The organism is Carnobacterium sp. (assembly GCF_040274945.1).
In the GTDB taxonomy this organism is placed as follows: domain Bacteria; phylum Bacillota; class Bacilli; order Lactobacillales; family Carnobacteriaceae; genus Carnobacterium_B.
In genome coordinates this window covers 210,402-232,981 of record NZ_JBEMAR010000002.1, presented here as the reverse complement: position 1 = coordinate 232,981, position 22,580 = coordinate 210,402, and the positions used below count along the sequence as shown (strand labels likewise).

General features: G+C 35.7%; 17 protein-coding genes. 14 read left to right on the top strand and 3 right to left on the bottom strand.

Features of this window, described 5'->3' with window-relative positions:
* Positions 1-197 precede the first annotated feature (197 nt).
* Complete coding sequence (ptsG, locus tag ABS916_RS03470) at positions 198-1,736, top strand: glucose-specific PTS transporter subunit IIBC (protein ID WP_350450583.1); 1,539 nt, start codon at positions 198-200, stop codon at positions 1,734-1,736.
* Position 1,737: 1 nt separating this feature from the next.
* A complete protein-coding gene (locus ABS916_RS03465) occupies positions 1,738-2,430 on the top strand; it encodes an N-acetylmannosamine-6-phosphate 2-epimerase (RefSeq protein ID WP_350450582.1) in 693 nt (230 codons plus the stop codon).
* 66 nt (positions 2,431-2,496) lie between these two features.
* Here the strand turns inward: ABS916_RS03465 and ABS916_RS03460 are convergent, their stop codons facing one another.
* A complete protein-coding gene (locus tag ABS916_RS03460; RefSeq protein WP_350450581.1) occupies positions 2,497-3,303 on the bottom strand; it encodes a MurR/RpiR family transcriptional regulator in 807 nt (268 codons plus the stop codon).
* Between the two features lie 137 nt (positions 3,304-3,440).
* Positions 3,441-4,292: an alpha/beta hydrolase gene (locus tag ABS916_RS03455; RefSeq protein WP_350450580.1), complete on the bottom strand. Its 852-nt coding sequence runs from the start codon at positions 4,290-4,292 to the stop codon at positions 3,441-3,443.
* Positions 4,293-4,471: 179 nt separating this feature from the next.
* Here ABS916_RS03455 and allC point away from each other — a divergent pair, with 179 nt between their 5' ends.
* Genes allC through arcC form a run of 7 tightly spaced genes read left to right on the top strand, consistent with a single transcriptional unit; the run spans position 4,472 to position 12,509 of the window.
* Positions 4,472-5,698, top strand: coding sequence for an allantoate deiminase (gene allC / locus ABS916_RS03450; protein ID WP_350450579.1), 1,227 nt, complete (start codon positions 4,472-4,474; stop codon positions 5,696-5,698).
* Between the two features lie 18 nt (positions 5,699-5,716).
* A complete protein-coding gene (gene allE / locus ABS916_RS03445; RefSeq protein ID WP_350450578.1) occupies positions 5,717-6,502 on the top strand; it encodes a (S)-ureidoglycine aminohydrolase in 786 nt (261 codons plus the stop codon).
* 11 nt (positions 6,503-6,513) lie between these two features.
* Positions 6,514-7,584, top strand: a complete 1,071-nt coding sequence (allD, locus tag ABS916_RS03440) for an ureidoglycolate dehydrogenase (RefSeq protein ID WP_502880578.1) — start codon at positions 6,514-6,516, stop codon at positions 7,582-7,584.
* A gap of 32 nt (positions 7,585-7,616) precedes the next feature.
* Positions 7,617-9,380, top strand: coding sequence for an acyl-CoA synthetase FdrA (gene fdrA / locus ABS916_RS03435; RefSeq protein WP_350450576.1), 1,764 nt, complete (start codon positions 7,617-7,619; stop codon positions 9,378-9,380).
* Between the two features lie 15 nt (positions 9,381-9,395).
* Positions 9,396-10,661, top strand: a complete 1,266-nt coding sequence (locus tag ABS916_RS03430; RefSeq protein ID WP_350450575.1) for a YlbE family protein — start codon at positions 9,396-9,398, stop codon at positions 10,659-10,661.
* Between the two features lie 35 nt (positions 10,662-10,696).
* Positions 10,697-11,572 (top strand): oxamate carbamoyltransferase subunit AllH family protein, encoded by an 876-nt coding sequence (locus ABS916_RS03425; RefSeq protein WP_350450574.1) that lies wholly within the window; start codon positions 10,697-10,699, stop codon positions 11,570-11,572.
* Entirely contained in the window at positions 11,565-12,509 is a 945-nt protein-coding gene (arcC, locus tag ABS916_RS03420; RefSeq protein WP_350450573.1) for a carbamate kinase, read from the top strand. The genes ABS916_RS03425 and arcC overlap by 8 nt, the downstream gene beginning before the upstream one ends.
* Before the next feature lie 347 nt (positions 12,510-12,856).
* On the opposite strand, the gene ABS916_RS03415 is transcribed toward arcC, so the two are convergent.
* Positions 12,857-14,494: a PucR family transcriptional regulator gene (locus ABS916_RS03415; protein ID WP_350450572.1), complete on the bottom strand. Its 1,638-nt coding sequence runs from the start codon at positions 14,492-14,494 to the stop codon at positions 12,857-12,859.
* A 425-nt stretch (positions 14,495-14,919) separates the two neighbouring features.
* Here ABS916_RS03415 and ABS916_RS03410 point away from each other — a divergent pair, with 425 nt between their 5' ends.
* From ABS916_RS03410 to ABS916_RS03390, 5 genes are all read left to right on the top strand, one after another.
* On the top strand, positions 14,920-16,134 hold the full coding sequence (locus ABS916_RS03410; protein ID WP_350450571.1) for a pyridoxal-phosphate-dependent aminotransferase family protein: 1,215 nt from the start codon (positions 14,920-14,922) through the stop codon (positions 16,132-16,134).
* A gap of 546 nt (positions 16,135-16,680) precedes the next feature.
* Positions 16,681-17,943, top strand: a complete 1,263-nt coding sequence (locus tag ABS916_RS03405) for an MFS transporter (RefSeq protein WP_350450570.1) — start codon at positions 16,681-16,683, stop codon at positions 17,941-17,943.
* Between the two features lie 125 nt (positions 17,944-18,068).
* The gene (locus tag ABS916_RS03400; RefSeq protein WP_502880577.1) at positions 18,069-19,304 is read left to right on the top strand and encodes a dicarboxylate/amino acid:cation symporter; all 1,236 of its coding nucleotides are present in this window, start codon (positions 18,069-18,071) and stop codon (positions 19,302-19,304) included.
* A 250-nt stretch (positions 19,305-19,554) separates the two neighbouring features.
* Entirely contained in the window at positions 19,555-20,937 is a 1,383-nt protein-coding gene (allB, locus tag ABS916_RS03395; protein WP_350450568.1) for an allantoinase AllB, read from the top strand.
* Between the two features lie 202 nt (positions 20,938-21,139).
* Positions 21,140-22,462, top strand: coding sequence for an FAD-dependent oxidoreductase (locus ABS916_RS03390; RefSeq protein ID WP_350450567.1), 1,323 nt, complete (start codon positions 21,140-21,142; stop codon positions 22,460-22,462).
* The last annotated feature ends 118 nt before the right edge of the window (positions 22,463-22,580 follow it).

Sequence of the window (22,580 nt, the reverse complement as noted above, 5' to 3'; positions counted from 1 at the left end):
AAAATGATGAAAAGTAACTAAATAAAAGATTGAACACTGAAGTTAAATTTAAAAGTGTTCAATCTTTTTTTGTTATCAACTTTGATAGAAAGGTCTTTTTGTCTTAATGGAAATATTTTCTTTAAAATAATGTTGACGGAAATGTTTTCATAGTATAAACTAACTGTAAATCTAAAAGAGAAGAGGAGAATGAGAAAATGAAAACGTTTTTTGAGAAAGCACAGCAATTTGGAAAATCGTTTATGCTGCCAATCGCAATTTTACCTGCTGCAGGATTACTTTTAGGAATTGGGGGATCATTATCTAATCCCAATACAGTTAGTGCTTATCCCGTTTTAGATGTAGCTTGGTTACAAGCTGTTTTTACCATTATGAGTAGTGCTGGAAATATTGTTTTTAGTAATTTACCTGTTATATTTGCAGTAGGGGTAGCCATCGGGTTAGCAAAATCAGATAAAGGGACAGCTGCATTAGCAGCGTTGATTGGCTACTTGGTTATGCATTCGACAATAAATGCTATTTTAACTATTACTGGATCATTAGCTGTAGATAATCTTGCTGCTGTTGGTCAAGGAAGCACATTAGGTATTCAAACACTTGAAACAGGAGTATTTGGTGGGATTATTGTTGGGATCTTAGCAAGTTATTTACACAATCGTTTTAATAAAATTGAATTGCCAACGTATCTTGGATTCTTTGGTGGTTCGCGTTTTGTTCCAATCATTACGTCATTCACAGCAATTATTTTAGGCGCTATTATGTACTTTGTATGGCCTGTATTCCAAGGGTTGATTACAAATGTAGGAGATGTGGTTAATGCTACTGGATATTTAGGAACATTCCTATACGGATTTATCCTACGTATGCTTGGACCTGTTGGATTGCATCATATTTTTTATCTTCCTTTTTGGCAAACAGCTGTGGGAGGAACAATGGAAATTGGCGGAGAACTTGTTCAAGGAACACAAAATATTTTCTTTGCACAATTAGCTGATCCAGCAACACAAGAATTTTTTAGCGGAACAGCACGCTTTATGTCAGGACGTTTTATCACAATGATGTTTGGTTTAGTTGGTGCTGCATTTGCCATCTATAGAACAGCAAAACCAGAGAATAAAAAAGTAGTTGGTGGGTTGATGTTATCAGCTGCCTTAACATCGTTTTTAACAGGAATCACAGAACCACTTGAGTTTTCATTTTTATTTATAGCACCTGCACTATATGTTGTACATGCTGTATTTGACGGACTTGCATTTATGTTAGCGCATATCTTTGAAATCACGATTGGACAAACTTTCTCAGGTGGATTTATTGACTTTATCTTATTCGGAGTCTTGCAAGGAAATGAACGAACAAATTGGATCATGGTTTTAGTTATTGGAGTAGTTTGGTTCTTCTTATACTACTTTACATTCACATTCCTAATTAAGAAGTTCAACTTCCAAACACCTGGTAGAACAGATAAAATAGAAGTAGCTGGAAACAAAACTAAAGTAGAAGGTCGTGCGCTAGATATTATTAATGGTCTTGGTGGCGAAGAAAATTTAGTGAATGTTGATAACTGTGCAACAAGATTACGTGTTACAGTTAAAGACGAATCTTTAGTGAATGAAGAACTATTAAAAGAAACTGGAAGTCAAGGACTGATCAAAAGAGGAAATGGTATTCAGGTCGTTTATGGTCCACAAGTGTCGGTTATAAAAAATGAAATTGAAGAAATGTTAGGAGACGAATAAAATGAATATGTTAGATAAAGTTAAATCAGAATTAATTGTTTCTTGCCAAGCGTTAGATAATGAACCTCTGCATAGCTCATATATTATGGGAAGAATGGCAGTCGCTGCTGAAGAAGGCGGAGCAAAAGGCATTCGTTCAAATTCAAAAGAAGATATTATTGAAATTAAGAAAAATACTGAGTTGCCAGTTATCGGAATTGTAAAAAGAGATTATGATGATTCAGAAGTTTTTATTACGGCAACGATGAAAGAAATCGATGAATTAGCTGAATCTAAATGCGATATGATCGCTTTAGATGCTACAAGTCGTGTTAGACCAAATGGCGAAACACTAGAGTCATTTGTTCAAGCTATTCGTGCAAAATATCCTTCAATTTTATTAATGGCTGACACTGCAACTATTGATGAAGCGATTGAAGCAGAACGATTAGGCTTTGATTGTGTCTCTACTACTTTAATGGGGTATACTAAAGAATCACAAGGTGACAATATTGCGGATAATGATTTTGAACGCTTAAAGATCATTTTAGAATCCGTGAAAGTTCCTGTCATTGCTGAAGGACACATAGATACACCAGAGAAAGCTAAGAGATGTAAAGAACTGGGTGTTCATTCTATCGTAGTAGGAAGTGCGATCACTCGTCCTCAATTGATTACGGCTGAGTTTGTTGGAAAAATGAAAGAAGTAAAATAAAAGTATAAATTAAAAAGTTAGTAAGAAAGTGGGGTTAATGCCACTTCCTTACTAACTTTTTTTATTTTAGTGTGAATCTATAGCAGATAACGTTTTTTTACGGTTATTTTTATAAGATTTATTTTCTAACAAAACATAGCACAATACATCTAAAATAAAATGAATTGGCAATTGGCTGTTGATAAATTGGTCATCCGGAATAGACGTTCGACCTGAAGCAAATAGTACTTGATCGGCAATAGCTGTTAAAGGTGTGTGATTTTGATTGGTAATGACAAAAACGGTAGCGTGTTCTTTTTTTGCTATCGTACAGGCATCAATGACGGCTTGTGTTTGTCCATAATTCGAAATAGCTATCATCAAATCATATTTTTTTAACAATACAGCGTCCATTAACATCATATGGGGATCTGTTACGACGTCAACGATCAAGCCCATTCTAACTAATCGATACTTCAGTTCCATAGCACTCAATCCTGAATTCCCTACTCCACAAATTAAAATCTTATTGGAAAGATGAATCGCTTCCACAAAATCGGTAATTTGTTGCGTTTCAATCAGTTGAGATGCAGAGTTGATCAACTGTGTATAGTAACTGGCAATTTTAACAGGTACTTGTAAGGGTACTGGGTTCTCACCTAATTCTTGCGTTACAAATGTTTTAAATTCACTAAAATTTCGATAATGTAATTTTGAACAAAAACGAGAAATAGTAGCATTGGAAGTCTCTGTTAAACGTGAAAGATCTTTAATATTCCAAGACTCCACATCATTTTTATTTTCTAGTATAAATGCGGCTACGTGTTTTTCTTTTTTTGATAGTAGCGGATAATTTTGATTGATTCGATTAGAAAGATCAAGATTGTTTGTCATAAGTAAAATAACCTGCCTCTAAGTCCTTTTTTTTAAGGATACCATTTATAACGGGTGTTTACAAAAGGCAATTTGTTATTTTTTCTTTAAATCCAACTGAAACAAACAGTATAAAATAATTTAAGTGCGATCACTCCTTATTGAAGCTGGTCTAACCAATTAATAGCAGCTTGATAGACACGCTTTCCAACAGGATTAGAGGTATCTGAATCGAAATCATGCGGCAATCCTAGCACGGGATGAAACTTTACGTTAGGAATGATTTGAGAGAGCTGCTGTGAAACACTATAAGGTACATCTTGATCAGCAGAACTAGCCGTTAGAAAAACAGGAGGCAATTTTTTTAATTCCACTTCGTTGAGACTGTAGTTGCTTAACAAAGATCTATCTGACAATAACAACGACAACCAAAAACCCGTTTGCCTAGCTCTAAGGTATATGGGAAACCGGTCTTGAACAGAGGCGTTTGCTAGGCGTGTAGTTTTTATCAAATGAGATATACTACTACTGGTTACTTTAGGAAATTGATTGTAATAAGAACTAGGATTAGTAAAGCTAGTTTCTATTAGCGAAGAATAACCATAAAAACTTATGATACCTTTTGGAGAAATAGGAAGTAATTGTTTAGAAAGCAAAAAACTAAGATAGGCACCAGCAGATCTTCCGAATAAAACGTAATCTGATGAGTGCAATTTCAAAGTATCTTTAGCATGAGTATTAAACCAATCGATTCCTTCTAATAAAGTCTCTACTATAGTAGGTAAAGATACTTCGGGAGCGAGTGGGTAATCGATTGTTAGGATTGAATATCCTGCAGTTAAAAACATTTCACGATAAAGAATGGGAAGATCATCTCTTTCTCCATAAATAAGGGCACCACCATGTAAATAAAGAAGTGTACAGTGTTTGTCAGATTCAGAAACAGCTGGAAAAAAAGTCATTTGTAAAGAAAAATCGTTATCTTTAACATAAGTATAGATAGTAGACATTAGCGTCATCCTTTCATAAGTAAGTAAAGTTCAGTATGTTAATAGTACAGAAAAAAATTATTATTACAAACTGTTTATCTTGCACAAAAAGACTATTCAAATTGTCAGTTATGATAGTGTTATAGAATTTAGAAACGCTTACAATGAATATATGATAAGAAATCAAGGAGGCAGAAATGATGGATATTAAAACACTGTTAAAAGAAAATATTGATTTATTTACAAGTATTGGAAATGATCCTACAGGTGGCATGACTCGCTTGTTGTATTCAGATTCTTGGTTAGAAGTACAAAATCAGTTGAAAGCAACCTTAGAAGAAAATGGAATGACGACTCATTTTGATGAGATTGGAAACTTATTTGGACGCTTAGAAGGATCAACGTATCCAGAAGAAACTATTTTGTCAGGTTCGCATATTGATACAGTTGTGAATGGCGGTAACTTGGATGGACAATACGGAATCATTGCTGCCTACCTAGCTGTACACTATTTAAAAGAAACTTACGGTCAACCCTTGCGTTCATTAGAAGTTATCTCAATGGCTGAAGAAGAAGGTAGTCGCTTTCCAATGGCATTTTGGGGCAGTAAAAATTTTGTTAATGAAGCTAACAAAGAAGAGGCTAATGAAATGGCTGATTTTAAAGGGGTAAAGTTTGTTGATGCTATGAAAGCATGCGGATTTGATTTCAAACCTGAAACAGCCACTAAAAGAACGGATATTAAAGCATTTCTTGAAATACACATTGAACAGGGAAATGTATTAGAAAACAAGAAACTCCAAATTGGTGTTGTAAACAGTATTGCAGGTCAGAGACGCTATACAGTTACTTTAAAAGGGGAAGCAAATCATGCGGGTACCACTCCAATGGGTTACCGAAAAGATGCTGTATATGCATTTAGTAAAATTTGTTCAGAAGGGATTGTTAAAGCAGAAGAAGTTGGAGATCCTTTGGTACTGACCTTTGGGAAAGTCGAACCTAAACCAAATACGGTCAATGTTGTGCCAGGTGAAGTATTGTTTACAATCGATTGCCGTCATACAGATAAAGAAGAGCTAAAGGACTTTACTGAATCCCTAGAAAAACGAATGCAAGAAATCGCTGAAGAGATGGGGATGACAATCGATATTGACCTATGGATGGATGAAGCTCCAGTTCCAATGGATGAATCAATCGTTTCAGTTATTGAAGAAGCCGTTAAAAGTGAAAACATTGATTACCTGATCATGCATAGTGGTGCAGGTCATGATTCACAGATTATTGCGCCACACTATCCTACAGCCATGATATTTGTTCCAAGTATCAAAGGGATTAGCCATAACCCAGCTGAAGAAACTAAGTTAGAAGATTTAGTTGCAGGAGTTAAAACTTTGGCAGGAGCTTTGTATCAGTTAGCTTACAACTAAAAAGAATGGGTGATAAGAATGGGTTACAAAAATAATATACAAGGGTATAGAGACGGATTACTTGAGTCACGTTCCGTTATTAAGAGACAAAATTATGCGTTGATTCCACATGATGGATTAGTAAAAAATGTTGTGCCAGGATTTGAAAATTGTGATCTAACGATACTTGCTTCACCAAAACTTGGAGCAAACTTTGTTGATTACATTATTACCTTGCACGAAAATGGTGGAAATACACAAGGATTTGGCGAAGATGGCGTCGAAACGTTTGTTTATGTTATTGAAGGAGCTTTAAAAGTAGGGGATGGTACCCAAGAACAAACTCTTATAGCTGGTGGATATGCCTATGTACCAGCGGATCTAAAAATGTATCTTGAAAATGCACAAACGCAAGATACAGAGATTTTCTTATACAAAAAACGGTATGAACCACTAGAAGGCCATGCTGCGCATACTTTATTCAATAATGTTGAACATCTTGAAGCGACAAATTATGAAGATATGGAAGATGTTCTCATATGGGATTTATTGCCCAAAGATTTAGGCTTCGATATGAACTTCCATGTTTTATCCTTTAAACCAGGCGCCAGCCATGGTTACGTCGAGACACATGTGCAAGAGCATGGTGCGTATATATTATCTGGTCAAGGAATGTACAACTTAGATAATGAATGGATGCCAGTAGAAAAAGGCGATTATATTTTCATGGGTGCGTATAATCCACAAGCAGCCTATGCTGTTGGTCGCAACGAGTCATTGAGTTACGTTTACTCTAAAGATTGCAATCGCGATCCAAAAATTTAAAGGGAGGGTGAATGAATATGAAAGAAAATACAGTAATTGTACCCTCTTCGGATCTGCATCAATTGATCAAGGTCAAACTTGAAAAAGCAGGATTATACACGGAACAAGCTCAAGAAGCAGCCAATCATTTAGTATTTGCTGATGCCTGCGGAATCCACTCACATGGAGCCGTTCGTGTAGATTATTATGCAGAACAAATCGCTAAAGGTGGCGTTACATTAGATCCGCAAACGTATTTTGAAGTAACAGGACCAAGTACAGCTATTTTCCATGGGGATAACGGAGTAGGCCAATTTATAGCAAATAATGCATTAGCAGAAGCGATTCCATTAGCTAAAGAATCTGGAGTCGCTGTAGTAGGAATATCAAAAATGAGTCATAGTGGTGCACTATCTTACTATGTCAAAAAAGCAGCTGAGCAAGATCTGATTGGCATTTCAATGTGTCAATCTGACCCAATGGTTGTGGCATTCGGAGGAACAGAAAATTATTATGGGACCAACCCGATTGCGTTTGCAGCTCCCCGAAAAACGGGTGCTCCTGTAGTCTTTGATATGGCGACAACCGTTCAAGCCTGGGGAAAAATTCTAGATGCACGGTCAAAAAATTTAGAAATCCCTAACACTTGGGCAGTAGACAAAGATGGCAAACCGACAACAGATCCACATGCTGTAAATGGCTTGTTACCGATTGCCGGACCAAAAGGATACGGCTTGATGATGATGGTTGATGTCTTGTCTGGAATTCTTTTAGGACTGCCGTTTGGAAAACACGTCACTTCTATGTATGACAAAATTTCTGAAGGGCGTGACTTAGGGCAATTATTTATATTGATTGATCCAAAGCGCTTTACGGACCTCGATCTATTTAAAGAAAAAATGGATCAAGTGGTTTCAGAATTGCATGAGACGAAACCTGCTGATGGTTTTGAACAAGTATATTATCCAGGGGAACTCAGTCAATTAAATTACGAAAAGTACCAAAAAGAAGGCATTCCGATTGAAAAAAGTATTTATGACTACTTAACAAGCGAAACTGTTCATTTTGATCAGTATGGCGGGAAAAGTGCATTTGCTGACTAAATAATTACAAAATGAGAAAGAGGGGCCACAATATGTTAACGACGATTATAAAAAACAATAGTTACCAAGATTCGATTGTCCTAATGCTATTAACGAATAAAATCAATACAGTTGAAGGCGTAAATAATGTGTCAATTATGATGGGAACACCTGCTAATAAAGACATCTTTAAAACAGGAGGTCTTTATACTCCAGAATTAGAAAAAGCATCAGCTAATGATATGGCTGTCGTTCTAGATGTTAAGGACGAATCTGTTGTTCCTAACGTCATGGAAGAGATTGATGTATTTTTAGAAGAACAATCTAAAGGTATGGATAACAGTGACACTCAAGAATCTGTCCGGACATGGGATAAAGCTATCAGTTTATCTAAAGATGCGCCAGTGGCCTTAATCTCTATACCAGGGACACATGCACCTTTAGAGATTGAAAAGGCTTTGGATGAAGGCAAGCATGTATTTTGTTTCAGTGACAACGTTTCGATTGAAGATGAAAAACGCTTAAAGCTAAAAGCACATGAAAAAGGATTATTATTAATGGGACCAGATTGTGGTACAGGTATCATCAATGGCATTCCATTAGCCTTTACAAACGTTGTTCGAAAAGGAGCTGTTGGAATTGTAGGAGCTTCCGGAACAGGTATCCAAGAAGTTTCAACGATCATTCATAAACTGGGTGGTGGTGTAACGAATGCGATTGGAACAGGAGGACGTGATTTAAAAGAAGAAATTGGCGGAATCACATTGATGGATGGAATTGTCACACTTGAAAATGATCCGGATACTGATGTCATTGTCGTAATCTCAAAACCACCTGCTCCAGCTGTTCGCGAAAAAGTGTTAGCACTCTTACGTAAAATCACTAAACCTGCAGTAACGATTTTCTTGGGTGAAAAGCCGATGTATCACGAAGAAAATCTTTACCATGCGTATACATTAGAAGAAACAGCTAGAATTGCAGTTCAACTACTAAACAACGAAGCTGTATCTGTTGAAGAGCAAGCCTTAGAACTTCCAGAAGTAGCTTTTTCATCTGATCAAAAATATATTAAAGGATATTACTCAGGTGGAACACTAGCCAATGAAGCTGCGATGCTGATAAAAGAAGGACTAGAATTAACCGGTAGTGCTGATAAAAAAGAAGGCTTTATTTTAAAAGATGCGGGATATGAAATCATTGATTTAGGTGATGACATCTACACGCAAGGAAAGCCACACCCGATGATTGATCCAGATAAACGAATTGAAATGATTGAGCAAGCTGCAGATGATTCTGAAACCGCTATTATTTTATTGGATATTGTGTTAGGTTATGGAGCGCATATCGATATGGCTACTGAATTAGCTCCAGCGATTAAGAAAGCACAAAATAAAGCTAAAGAAACTAACAAACAGTTAGTATTTATTGGAGCAATCGTTGGAACGGATGAAGATCCTCAAGATATCAAAAAACAAAAAACGATTCTTGAAGAAGCAGGCGTTATTGTTGCTGACAGCAACAACCAAGCCGTCCGTATGGCGTTAAAATTAGTTTCTATCTCATTAGACGAGGTTGAAAAAACCATTCAAACGGTCGAAGCACCAGCTTTTGAAGAGGAATTGATCCCATCAGAACAAATGATGGATATGTTAAGAACAAAAACCTTCTTAAACATTGGTTTACGTAGCTTTTCTGATGCTATTCGTGAAATGGGAGGTACTTCTATTCAATTCGATTGGCGTCCAGCAGCAGGTGGGAATGTAACGTTACAAAAAGCACTGTATTTCTTGAAAAATTACACGAATGAGAACAACTAAGGGAGGAAATGAACAATGAATTACCAAACAATCGATGAAGCTAACCAGGCTGTTATTTCTAAAATTGTAGCTGGATCACCTTTCTTATTAGATGTGGTTCCAGCAAATACCGTTATTAAAGAATTTAATGAAGGAAAAGTATTACTCCATGCAGGTCCTCCGATTACTTATGATAAGATGGTTGATCCTATCCAAGGCGCATGTATTGGTGCAGTATTATTTGAAGGATGGGCAGAGAATGAAACAGACGCCCGTACGTTACTTGAATCTGGGGAAGTGACATTAATGCCATGTCACCACGTAAACGCAGTAGGACCTATGGGAGGCATTACTTCAGGAAACATGGCTGTCTTAGTTGTTGAAAATCGTACGGATGGTAACGTTGCTTATTGTACGATGAATGAAGGAATAGGAGCTGTTTTACGCTTTGGTGCTTATTCTGACGAAGTAGTCACTCGTCTGCATTGGATGCGTAATGTGCTTTGTCCAGTACTAAGTAAAGCATTAAAAACAAAAGAAAGTGGTTTGAATATTAATGTAATGGTTGCTAAATCCATTGCAATGGGCGATGAATTTCACCAACGCAATATTGCAGCATCATTAGTATTTTTAAAAGAAATGGCACCTAGTATTGTTGCATTAGAGAATGATCAAAAAGAAAAAGAAGAAGTTATTACATTCTTAGCAGACACTGACCAATTTTTCTTAAATATTATGATGGCTGCAGCTAAAGCAGTAATGGATGGGGCACGCATGATCCAAGAAGGAACTGTGGTAACTGCAATGTGCCGGAATGGATATGAATTTGGTATTCGCATTGCCGGAATGGGTGATGAATGGTTTACAGGTCCTGTTAATACGCCACAAGGATTATACTTCTCAGGATTCAGCGAAGCAGATGCTGCACCAGATATGGGAGATAGTGCAATTACTGAGACGTTTGGGGTTGGGGGAATGGCGATGATCGCTGCTCCTGCAGTAACACGCTTTGTAGGTTCAGGTGGTTTCCAAGACGCTTTAAATACCAGTAATGAAATGAAAGAAATCTGTATTGATCAAAACCCTAACTTTACTGTTCCAACATGGGACTTCCAAGGGATTTGTTTAGGAATTGATGCAGCTAAAGTTGTAGAAACAGGGATCACTCCGGTTATTAATACTGGGATCGCTAATAAAAAAGCTGGTTTAGGTCAAATAGGAGCCGGAACGGTTCATCCTCCTATTGATTGTTTTGAAAAAGCTGTTTTAGCTTATGCTAAAAAACTTGGTTTTAATGAGTAAAATTTAAAAAATGCGTGAACACAGGAGGGACCACGATGTTTGAAAAAGCTGTTTTATTTGATGAGGCATTAAGAGAAACGTTATTTTCAACTAGTGAGTGGTCTGTCCAAAGTGTGTTCGACAAAAGCATTAATCTGCAAAATGAAAAAAAAAATGAACTGATTTTAGTTTGTGGCTTAGATTATCCCAAACTACCACAGGCCATTTATGTTGAAAAAGAGTGTTTACAAACGTTAATCAAAACCACAATGAAAAATGATAGTGTAGAAATTGCCGATGGTTGGGTCAGAATAGGCAATACTCAACTGAGTCTGCACAATTCCGATCACTACTCTTCAGTTTTTGAAGGTGAGAGTAAATTAAATTCAGCTAGTGTTGAAAAATTATTCCATTATCTGCATCAAGTAACGGATTTGAACGGGTTTTCTTTTTCCTTAAGTGAACTAGGGTACGCAAAAGACTTTAACAGTAGATGGGAATTGGATGCATTAAAAAAAATAGCTTGTGGAAATGAACGAGAACAGACGAGTGGTCTGGACTATTTGTTAGGTAGAGGGAAAGGACTCACCCCTTCTGGAGATGATATGTTGATCGGTTGCTTAGCAGCAGATCTCTTTTATAAAAGGCTGAATTCTATCTTTAAAGAAACGTTAAAACTAAAGTTATATGGAGAACCGGTTCGTACCACTACTGTAAGCATCCATTATTTAAATTGTGCGCTTCAGAAAAAATGGAATGAACCGATTCATCATTTAATTCAAGTCTTATCAAAAGAGTCAACTGAAAATGAAATCGAAGAAGTCATCCAAAGCATTATTAGAATTGGTCATACTTCTGGATTGGATATGTTAACAGGATTTGCAGCAACTATAATGTTATTTGGTAAAATTAAGGAGGAAGAAAATGGCTAAACGTGTAGTGATCGCTTTGGGAGGAAATGCAATATTACGACCAAACCAAGAAGCGCTTTATGAAAACCAGTTAGAAAATGTGAGAACAAGTGCAGAATTGATTGCAGAAATTGATAAATTAGATTATGAGATCGTCTTGACTCATGGAAATGGTCCACAAGTTGGGAATATACTTCGTCAAAATGAAGAAGCAAAAGATGTTGTGCCCCCATTTCCTTTAGATGTATGTACAGCAGAATCTCAAGGTTTTATAGGGTATATGATGGAGCAATCTCTAAAAAATGTATGGATCCAAAAAGGTCTAACCAGCAATATCGTTAATTTATTAACACAAACAGAAGTTTCACCTGATGACAAAGCTTTCCAAAACCCAAACAAACCAATTGGTGTATTTTATTCTATTGAAGAAGCCGAAAAAATGAAGAGTGAAAAAGGTTGGACGATGATGGAAGATGCTGGTCGTGGATATAGAAGAGTCGTACCATCGCCACAACCCTTAAAAGTTCACGGTGTAGAGTCTATCCTTACACTCTTAAAGCAAAATACAGTTGTTATTGCAGCTGGCGGAGGCGGAATCCCAGTAGTTCTAGGTGAAGACAATCAGCTTAGAGGGATTGAGGCTGTTATTGATAAAGACCGTACAGGTAAAAAATTAGCAGAGCAAGTTGACGCCGATGTTTTTATGATGCTAACGGATGTACCAAATGTTTACATTAACTATGGGAAATCAAATCAAGAACGGTTAGATGAAATTACTATCGAGGAAGCTCAAAAACACCTAACAGACGGTCAATTTGCTGCTGGGAGTATGGGACCAAAAATGGAAGCAGCCATTGATTTTGCTAAAAAAGGAAAAATAAGTATTATTTGTTCACTTGAACAAGCTGCTGATGCTGTAAAAGGAAATGCTGGAACACGAATCGTTGGAATCAACTAGAATAGATAACTCGAAATGGTTAGAAAAATAAAGAGGTGGAGACAACTAAACAGTCTCCACCTCTTTATTTATTTGGTTCTATAATTTTTAGTATTGATAGTTAAGTTAACTTAATGACGCGAATTTATTTCTGAAGGAATAAGGGTTGCTTGTAGCCATGTAAAGGATTCAATGCGAATTACAAAACGTTAGCGTTTCAGCTATTACGTTTTGTTTGAGGCTTGAAAGTCTGAAGATGCCCTTGGCTTCAGACGATCCCATGGCTTTTCACAAGCAAAACCGTCTATTCCGGAAGAAATTTGTTTTATTCTATCCACCCCATTTGATGAAGAGCCATTTATTAAAGTCTAATATTCCGTATCTTTCTGTGATAGAGAAAGAGCTAAACGTAAGCTCAAACTAGTAGTGGGATCAGCAATAGGAGTACCAAGGATCGTTTCGCAGTGATCAATACGGTATTTGACCGTATTGCGATGGATGAATAATTTTTTAGCGGTTTTCGCAATTTCACATTGAAAATCAAGATAAGCTTGCAATGTTTTTCGCAATTCGATGAGCGAATCTTCTTTTGGATAAGCCAGTTCCTTTAAAATCGATTGACAAAAGTAATGTACTTCCTCGGATTCTATACGTTCAAATAAATTAATCATTCCTCGGTGGTGGTAATAATAAAAAGTAGGTTGATGATCCATGGTAGAAGATTCTTCATACGCTAATTTTGCTTCAATATAAGAATTTCCAATCTTATCTACAGTTTCATGTGCACTTCCAAATGAAAAAGCTAATTGTATTGGCAGTGCTTCACTGAGGTCTTTTAGTGTGGCCCCCAGTATACTCTCTATCTCTTCTTGTTTCTTTTGAAAGAGGATAGCTAGATGTGTCGTATTTTTTAATCGGAAAACAACGGTATCTCTAACAGCAGCAGGTAAGGTTTCATCTAACCATTGAGCAGCAAGATTTACCATCTCTTCTTGATAGGCAAAAGGAGTGCTACTAACGCTTTTATTTATACAATTAACATAAACAACTTGATAGTAGTTAGAGCGTTGCATGCCAAATTTTCTTCCCAAATCGATCCAATCTTTTTGTTTAGGTTGAGTTGATTGTTGAGTTTCAATCAACTCAGCAAAATAATCACTTTTTAGTATTTTTAAGGATTCGTCTACTTTTTCATTTTTAAAGATAATAAACGAGAGAACCAAACAAGCCTGATCAATAGCAAATTCAGATATAGGATACGGAATTTGTTCAGGCCGTAAAATTAACAGGTAAAAAGGGAAGTGGTTATTTGACTGAACAGGATAAACAGAAATTTGAGCTTCAATATCATCGGTATCTTTAATTAAAAACACATCTGTTTCGTTTGCTTTCCACTGGTGTTTTCGCTGAATGATTTGATTGACAAAATATTCGGCAGGTTTACTTGAATGACTGAAATGTTTTGAATGAGCAACGACTTTTCGAAATGGATCAAGCAAAATAACAGGCGTTTTAACTAATTTACCAAATTCTGCAATAAAACGAGCATAACTTGCATCATTCATTAAAAGGGTGGAAAACCGCTTTTGAATATCCAAAGCGTATGAAAGTTGCTCAGTTTTTGTATTCCATATATAATTTAATAATTGATGCAATAGAGAACCCAATGGAACGGTGTTTGGAATTTGGATAATTGGAAAGCTGAGTTCATTTGCATAGTCTAAAACAGATTGATCAATTTTATCTATAAAGCGTCCCACTTTAATACCTAAACCAGCAGAATTTGCTCGTTTAAGAGAATCGATTAAAGGAATAAGCTGAGTCTGATTATCTTTATAAATCATGGCTGTTGTAAGAATAAACGCGTTCTCAGGGATGTAAAATGCAACATCAGGCGTTTCTGTAATTTCTATGCTGTCAACCTTGTGTTCAAGATGGTTGATAGACGTTAAGGATTTTAAAGTTGAAAAGCGGGGAACAGCTAATAATTCTTTCATAATTGTCACAAAATCACCTCTTCTTTTTAGTTTAAAGGAAAGAAGCGTTTACAGCAATTATTTGTGCATTAAAAACAAGTTACTTGAAAATTTAGTTGAATTGCCCAATGAAGTTTTATTCTAATTTGGTATTATAGTCTAGAGATAATATAAAATATTGGTTCTACAATTTTTAGTATTGGTAGAATAATAAACAGATTGAGTTGAAATTTCTGGAGGAATAGGGTTGTTTGTAGCCCTGTAAAGCATTCAATACGAATTAAAGAGCGTCAGCGCTTTAGCGATTACGTTCTTTTTGAGGCTTGAAAGACTGAAGATGATAAGCTTCAGTCGGTGCCAAGGCTCTATACAAGCAAACCCGTTCATTCCAGAAGAAATTTTTTGAATCACCAATACTATTTAATTTAAAAAACAAAATAATGGGAGGCAGTTATATGTATAATGAATTGAATACACCTATTCGCACAATAATGACCCCAGGACCTGTGGAAGTACACCCGCGAGTAAGACAAGCGATGAGTACGCCGATTCTAGGACAATTTGATCCAGCATTTTTGAAAATTATGAATGAAGTTAGAGAAATGATTAAAGTACCTTTTGGAACAAAAAATAAACAAGCTTTTGCTATTGATGGAACTTCCAGGTCAGGCTTAGAAGCAGCTTTAATTGGGCTGATTGAACCTGGTGATAAAGTGTTAATACCCGCTTACGGTCGTTTTGCCTATCTATTAGGTGAAATTTGTGAACGTGCAAAAGCAGATATTGTATATGTAGAAAAAGAATGGGACAGTGCGTTTGAGCAAGGTCATGTTATTGAAGCAATTACTAAACATCAACCAAAAATTGTTGCCATGGTTCATGGTGAAACGGCTAATGGACAAGTACAAACTTTAGACCAAATTGGTGCTTATTGTAAAAAAGAAGGCATCTTTCTAGTAGTTGATACAGTTGCGACTTATGGTGGAGTTCCTGTAAAAGTAGATGAATGGGGAATTGATATTGCAATTGCCGGAACACAAAAATGTGTTGGAGTGCCTGCTGGCCTTTCATTGATCACCTATAATGATCGTGTAGAGAAAGTATTGACTGCTCGTTATCAAAAAGAATTAGGATTAAGTAAAGATTTCCGTAATGACAGACATATCAGCAGTAATTACTTTGATTTAAGCCAGTTACAACGCTATTGGGACGAGAACCGGATCAATCATCATACTGAAGCAACAAGCATGATCTACGCTTTACATGAAGGATTACGTATGATGATACAAGAAGGCCTTGAAAATGGTTATGAAAGACACCAATTAAATGATAAAGCTATTCAAGCAGGAATAAAAGCTATGGGGTTAGAATTATACGGTGACCTTGAAAGTAAAATGGCCACTGTTACTCCAATTCTTATACCTAATGGGATAGATGGTGAGGCTGTAAAAAATACATTGTTAGAATTATTTGGTGTAGAAATTGCCTCTTCATTTGGACCGTTAAATGGCAAGATATGGCGATTCGGAAATATGGGATTTAGCAGTCGCAGAGAAAATGTTCTACATGTACTAGGTGCATTTGAAGCAACACTCCTATACTATGGGGCTGACATTCAAACTGGAAAAGCTGTACAAGCTGCATTAGAAGTTTATCTTTCAGAAAAATAAATATTTGTGCTAACGTAAAGAAAAATTTTACAGCTAATAAATGGTTATATGACAAATAGTGTTGGTGCATCAAATTAAAATTTCTTCTGGAATGAACGGGTTTGCTTGTATAGAGTCATGAGACCGCCTGAAGCTTATCATCTTCAGGCTTTCAAGCCTCAAACAAAGCGTCAACGCTCTGTAATTCGCATTGAATCCTTTACACGGCTACAAGCAACCCCTATTCCTCTAAAAATTTTGTATAATCAATTTTAGAAATCTACCAATACTAAAAATTATAGACCCTAATAAATAATTTGAAAACAACTATAAGACTTATTTTATAGTTGTTTTTTTTAGACTAATCATAAACGGCATCATTTTGTATAGTTAGCACAAGTAACTTCATCTCTTTGTGAAAAATGCCAATGATTAGAAAAGTAATAACGCTTACAATTAAGGTATCAAACAAGGTAGAAGGGAGTTAATTATTTTTTTATAGCACTTATTAGTTGTATATAATAAATAGATGAATTTTTGTTAGAAAGAAATGGAGGAGAATTTACAATGGAAAAAACGGAGACTACCGCTAAAAATGGTATGGAGTACTGGAAGAAAATAATTATTTTACTATGTGCTGGGTGGGTGGCTATTTGGATCTATCGTGCAGCTTTAACACCTTTATATCCTCAGATAAATCAATCTTTAGGTGGAAATATTTCAGATACAGCATTAGGGTCTATTTCAAGTTTTTATTTCATGGGATATGTTTCAATGCAGATTCCAGCAGGTTTTTTAGTAGATAAAATAGGGAAGAAAAAAGTTTTGATTCCAGGATTCATTTTATTTGCGATTGCAGCATTTCTTGTTGCACAAGCATCGAGTTTAACAATGATTTATGTGGGCAGTTTGTTGGCTGGTGTTGGTACAGGTTCATTCTATGGAGCTGCATATTCTTTGACTGCACAAAATATTCCTCAAAACAAAAAAAGTTTTTCAACAGCTATTGTCAATAGTGGCTCAGCAGTAGGGTCTGGTTTAGGAATGATTTTATCCAGTTACTTAGTTGTTCAGTTAAAAATGCCTTGGCAGACTATGATGTATCTTTCTATTGTACTAATAGTATTTATGATTATAGCATTTGCTTCTGTGATTAGAAGCAGCAAATTAGAAAAAGAATATTTAGTTGAAACCACTGTTCAAGAAAAAGTAAAAGCTCCAAAAGAAAAAGTATCATTAAAAACTTTATTAGCTCCACGTATGTTGTTCTCATATATCTTATATTTTGCAACTTGTTATGCTTACTACATGACGGTTACTTGGTTACCGAATTTTCTAGCAACTGAACGTGGTTTTGAAGGAGCAGCAATTGGATTTTCTTCTTCATTAGTTGCATTTGCTTCAATTCCAGGAGCTTTAATTTTTAGTAAATTAGCAGATAAATATATGACACATAAAGTTAAGTTTATTGTAATCCTCGAGTTGTTAGCAGCAGGAATGTTATTGCTGACAGTACAAGCTACAAACTCAACCTTTTTACTAATTTCATTGATCATGTATGGTTTTTTAGGAAAATTAGCAGTAGAGCCAATAATTATTTCATGGCTTGGTGAAAATGCTCCATCTGTAGGGATTGGAACAACTCTTGGAGTGTTTAACTTCTTCGGAATGATGTCATCTGTAGTTGCTCCGGCTTTGACAGGTCTGATCTCGGATAATACTGGTTCAAAAGTATTAGGATTTTATATCTCAGTGGGATTATTAGTTATTGGATCGTTATTATTCTTAATGGCCAATTTATCAAAAAAACAAAGTACAATTAAAAAATAACTTATTCTTTTAAAAACTCTAAAGGTGTTAGTGATTTATGCACTAACACCTTTAGTTTTATAGTATAATTTTGTTAACGCTAACAAATGGAATTGCATCCTACTGGATAATATAAGAGGTGATTAATGATGGCAATAGTAAAAAAAATGAACATGACAAATCAGATCATGATAGCAATGGTATTAGGTATAGTTGTTGGACTTGCAGTAGGGCCGTCTATTGAACCAATAAAAATTTTTGGAGATATTTTTCTTAATTTAATCCAAATGTCTGTTGTAGTATTGGTTATGGGAGCTGTAATCGAAGCAGTTGGAGATTTAGATGCCAAAGGACTAGGTAAGCTAGGATTGAAAATGGCGATTTGGTTTATGGCTTCTACTTTTTTAGCAGCTGCACTTGGTATTGTTTTAGGATATATTATACAACCTGGAACTGGAGTAGAAGCTCAACTTAGTGGCACAGTGGTAGAAATCAGTAATAGCAGTTTAAGTGAAATTATTTTAGGTTTTTTTCCTACAAATATTATTGAGTCTATGGCAAATGCAAATATGATTCAAGTAATTGTGTTCGCAGTTTTATTTGGACTTTCAATTAGTATTGTTTCTACTAAAATGGATGTTTCGATTTTAAAGACAGGTATTAAGCAATTTAATATTATTATCTTACAAATTGTTAAAATGATCATGGTAATGGCACCTTTAGGAATCTTTTCTTTGCTTGCATGGGTAACAGGAACAATTGGAATAGCTGTAATTATTCCTTTAATTAAATTTTTAGCGGCGATGGCTATAGGCACGATTGTATTTCTGATTTTATGGATCATTATAACCGCAGCTTATGTTAAAGTTAACCCTTTAAAATTATGGAAAAAATTATCAAATATGACGCTTGTTGCATTTACGACGACCTCTTCAGCAATTGCCTTGCCTACAAAAATGGAAGATCAAGAAGTGAAATTGGGTATTAGTAAAAGAATTTCTAGACTGGTTGGTCCTCTTGGAATGGCTTTAAATAGTAATGGACTAGCCCTTTATTTATCTTTAGCCGCCATTACTTTAGCTCAGTTTTATGAAGTGCACTTTACATTGACGGATATGCTGCAAATAGTCGTTCTTTCAACTTTAGCTTGCCTTGGGACCGTAGTTGTTCCAGGAGGCGGACTTGTTGCATTAGCAATAGTTATACCCTCATTAGGCTTGCCTACAGAAAGTATTGCTTTATTGGCAGGCATTGATTGGTTCTCTGGAATGTTCCGTACAGTACTGAATGTTGATGCAGATGCCACAATTGCAATGATTCTTGCTTATGACGAAAAGGAATTAGATTATTCCATATTTAACGAAGAAAAAGTAAAGGAATAGTAAGACTTGTTTCTTATTAATGGGTGTTAGTGGATAAAATCACTGACATCTATTTTTATTTATAAATGAAAATAAAAATATTGTAGGGGCATCTATGCTCTTTATCAAAAGCTCATTGGAAAGATTTTGCAAGACAGATAAAGTAAGTCGTTCATGATACACTTAAATTAGAATGGTGACTAAATGTGAGTTAAATAAGTGACACACTACGTTAATTTAATAAGGAACAGCTATTAGGAGGAATTGATTTATGAGTTATGATTTGATCATAAGAAATGGTTTAGTAATTTTAGACAATGGTGAGGTAGAAACGGATGTAGCCGTAAAAGATGGTCAAATTAGTGCGATAGGTACTAACTTAGGAGAAGCCTTAGAAGTAATAGATGCTAAAGGATTGGTTGTAAGTCCAGGCATGTTAGATGCTCATGTTCATATTACAGATCCAGGTGGCAGTTACCGTGATGACTGGGAAGGTTACTTAACAGGAACAAAAGCAAGCGCTAAAGGTGGAGTAACATCTTTTATGGAGATGCCTTTAAATCAAGTTCCAGCAACTGTAGATCAAAAATCATTACAAATAAAATTAGATGCTGGTGTTGATCGATTAACAGTTGACGTTGCTTCATTCGGAGGGTTAGTTCCTTTTAACTTAGGCGATGGGATTCAAGAATTACACGATGGTGGAGTTGCAGCTTATAAATGTTTTATGGCAACCTGTGGAGATCGTTCAATTGAAGGAGATTTCATGAATTCGGATGATTACACGTTTTATGAAGGAATGAGACAAATTGCTAAAACAGGTAAAGTTTTAGCAATTCATGCTGAAAATGCCACAATTACAGATAGATTAGGTGAAATTGCTTATCAAAATGGTGAAACAACTTTAAAGGCTTATGCTAAAACTCGTCCAGTTTTTACTGAAGTTGAAGCCATCAGACGCGCCATTTTTTTTGCTAAAGAAACAGGCTGTCGTATCCACATTTGTCATATTGCTTGTCCAGAAGGTGTAGAGGAAGTAACACGTGCACGTAAAAAGGGCATAGATGTGACGTGTGAAACGTGTACCCATTATTTATATTTTGATGTAGCCGAGATAGATGCTATTGGACCAATTGCAAAATGTTCACCGCCAATCCGTGATAAAGAAAACCAAAATGGTATTTGGAAAAAATTAATAGCAGGAGAGATTGATTTTGTTACATCAGATCATTCTCCATGTACTCCAAATTTAAAAGATACAAACAATGCTTTTGAAGCTTGGGGCGGTATTGCAGGAGTTCAAAATAATGTGGATATTTTATATGATGAAGCGGTTCAAAAGCGTGGCATGTCATTGAAACAATTTGCTGATATCATTGCTACCAATCCTGCAGATCGCTATGACTTAAATACAAAGGGTCGAATTGCCATTGGTAAAGATGCAGATTTTGTTTTCATCAAACCCAACGCTCCGTATACATTAAAGACAGAAGATTTAGAATATAAAAATAAAATCAGTCCATATGTAGGTCGTGAAATTGGGGCTCAAGTAGTACGCACAATTTTAAGAGGTCAAACGATATATAGTCTTGAGGAAGGGGTTGTCGATACTAGACGGGGCAAATTTATATTTGTTAAACAATATAAGGAATAATAGATAGAAATCTGTCATTGTCCTTCTTTAACAGGATCAAGGTGTATGTCTTTTATCTTTCAGTAATGATCTTAGTAGGTACGACTATTTTTATAGAGTAGATTTTGTAGGCTAATCAATTTTTACTTTTCATCTAGAATGTTATACTAAATTTGTATTAGGATAACGAATACAACTAAGTTTAGAAAGGAACGGTGTTATTTTGAAAAAGTATGATGCGATTATTATTGGATTTGGACAAGGTGCTCGTACCTTGGCAACTAAGTTAACAGCGAACGATTGGAAAGTAGCATTGATTGAGAAAAATGAATTGATGTATGGTGGCTCTTGTGTAAATATTGGCTGTATCCCTACCAAAATTTTAGAACATGATGCAAGGGAGCAAAAAGATTATGCTACAGCATTAAAACGAAAAAATGAAGTGACCCAAAGAAATCGAAACACAGAGTTTACAAGCATGCAAAAAAATGAACAGGTTGATTTATACACTGGAACTGGCTCATTTAAATCGAATCATGTTGTGACTGTTGATTTAGGCGATAAAAAGGAAGAGCTTGAAGCAGAATATATTTTCATCGATACTGGTTCAGAAAGTAATTATCCGCCAATTGAAGGATTAAAAGAAACAAAAGGAATCTACAATAGCACTGAACTTCAATCGTTACCTGAAATGCCTAAATCATTAGGGATTATTGGAGCAGGGAATATCGGTTTAGAGTTCGCTTCTATCTATGAAATGTTTGGCTCAAAAGTAACTCTTTTTGAAACAGGCGAACAATTCATGCCAAAAGAAGAACGTGAAGTAGCAGAAGCCGTCCAAAAAGTTATGACAGATAAATCGATTGATATCCAACTAAACGCAAGAGTAAACAAAATCTCAAATGAAAATGAACAAGTTAAGCTTGAAACAGAGGACAATAAGGAATTTTTATTTGATGCTGTTTTAGTTGCTACCGGTCGCAAACCCAATACTGCTTATTTAAATCTGGATGATACAAATATTGTCATTGATGAAAAAGGCGGAATTGAAGTGAACGACTATTTAGAAACCGCCGTAGAGCACGTTTTTGCTTTAGGAGACGTTAAAGGAGGCTATCAGTTTACGTACATCACCATTAATGATGCGAAACTCATTGCTGATTATGTACTAGACAAAGGCAACCGGAAACGCTCTGAGCGCCAACATGTTCCTTATTCCATTTTTATGGAACCCTCATTTGCTCGAGTTGGTTTAACTGAAACAGAAGCAAAAGATCAAGGGTATCAAGTGATTACCAACACTGCTCCCGTTAGCGGAACAACTCGCTCAGATGTTATTAATGATACTAGAGGGTTGTATAAAGCTGTTGTCAATAAAGAAACAGATGAGATTTTAGGAGTCACTCTTTTCGGTGATCAAGCGCATGAATTGGTCAATCAAGTTAAGATGGCAATGGATAATCGTATTCCTTACACTTATTTGAGAGATCAAGTTGTTACCCATCCTGTTATGACTGAGATTTTTAATACCCTATTTGATCTTTAAATAAAAAAATTCTTTTCACTTTAAATAGTGAAGAGATTTTTTTATCTATAAAATTCGCTAAATTTCTCTTGGATAACTAACCATGTAAAAAAAAATCTGTCCAAGAAACAGAAAAAGT

Coding starts and splice junctions, on each gene's coding strand:
- ptsG (WP_350450583.1), top strand. CDS start 198: ATGAAAACGTTTTTTGAGAAAGCACAGCAATTTGGAAAATCGTTTATG.
- ABS916_RS03465 (WP_350450582.1), top strand. CDS start 1,738: ATGAATATGTTAGATAAAGTTAAATCAGAATTAATTGTTTCTTGCCAA.
- ABS916_RS03460 (WP_350450581.1), bottom strand. CDS start 3,303: ATGACAAACAATCTTGATCTTTCTAATCGAATCAATCAAAATTATCCG.
- ABS916_RS03455 (WP_350450580.1), bottom strand. CDS start 4,292: ATGTCTACTATCTATACTTATGTTAAAGATAACGATTTTTCTTTACAA.
- allC (WP_350450579.1), top strand. CDS start 4,472: ATGGATATTAAAACACTGTTAAAAGAAAATATTGATTTATTTACAAGT.
- allE (WP_350450578.1), top strand. CDS start 5,717: ATGGGTTACAAAAATAATATACAAGGGTATAGAGACGGATTACTTGAG.
- allD (WP_502880578.1), top strand. CDS start 6,514: ATGAATATGAAAGAAAATACAGTAATTGTACCCTCTTCGGATCTGCAT.
- fdrA (WP_350450576.1), top strand. CDS start 7,617: ATGTTAACGACGATTATAAAAAACAATAGTTACCAAGATTCGATTGTC.
- ABS916_RS03430 (WP_350450575.1), top strand. CDS start 9,396: ATGAATTACCAAACAATCGATGAAGCTAACCAGGCTGTTATTTCTAAA.
- ABS916_RS03425 (WP_350450574.1), top strand. CDS start 10,697: ATGTTTGAAAAAGCTGTTTTATTTGATGAGGCATTAAGAGAAACGTTA.
- arcC (WP_350450573.1), top strand. CDS start 11,565: ATGGCTAAACGTGTAGTGATCGCTTTGGGAGGAAATGCAATATTACGA.
- ABS916_RS03410 (WP_350450571.1), top strand. CDS start 14,920: ATGTATAATGAATTGAATACACCTATTCGCACAATAATGACCCCAGGA.
- ABS916_RS03405 (WP_350450570.1), top strand. CDS start 16,681: ATGGAAAAAACGGAGACTACCGCTAAAAATGGTATGGAGTACTGGAAG.
- ABS916_RS03400 (WP_502880577.1), top strand. CDS start 18,069: ATGATGGCAATAGTAAAAAAAATGAACATGACAAATCAGATCATGATA.
- allB (WP_350450568.1), top strand. CDS start 19,555: ATGAGTTATGATTTGATCATAAGAAATGGTTTAGTAATTTTAGACAAT.